Below are 608 nucleotides of genomic sequence, written 5' to 3' on the forward strand. Positions count from 1 at the left end.
TAACGCCCGCATATGGGGCGCCGTAGGCGTCCCAGGAGCGAAGCGACGAATATGATGCGCTTGTTAGGCGCCTATCGGGTCAACTCCGATGGAAGCCGAACAACGATACGAATTTCGCACGTTTTGTCAGGTGAATTTTTATGAGAATACAATGCAGACTAGCTCATTCTCTTTAACTGAGACCTCAAATGCTGCTAAGAGATCCATAACACAATATAACTGCCAGCCTTTGCTTTTTCCCCATTTGCCCTCGACTGAATCCATGCCTTGCTCTTCCTCATAAGCGATATATGAAAAAGCATCTTCATGCCCAATGAAGTCGATGAGATCCTTTCTGTAGTTAGCTAGTGGCGCCATCAATAATTTTGCTTGTTCAGGCGGTATAAGAACGAATTCCTCACTTTCAAGTTGTTCATCAAATCGTTTTGCTAAGTCAGGGATGTTATTTCGAATAGCATTTAGAACTCCCTCAAATGCAGAACCTGACTTATCACTCGACTCAAATCTTCCACAGATAATGTTTCCACCTGCCACAGTTTATCCTAATCAATCTATGAATTAATGGATGACAATAAAGTTGCTGAATGTGAGGAAAAAACGCCTAACGC

The 608-nt window shown here is 42.9% G+C and carries 1 protein-coding gene; it reads right to left on the bottom strand.

The features are described 5' to 3' along the window. Window positions 1-138: 138 nt before the first annotated feature. Entirely contained in the window at window positions 139-534 is a 396-nt protein-coding gene (locus ACY2RR_RS24385; RefSeq protein WP_490110807.1) for a hypothetical protein, read from the bottom strand. Window positions 535-608: the final 74 nt, after the last annotated feature.

It is taken from the genome of Parendozoicomonas sp. 2304DJ65-17, from assembly GCF_058148445.1.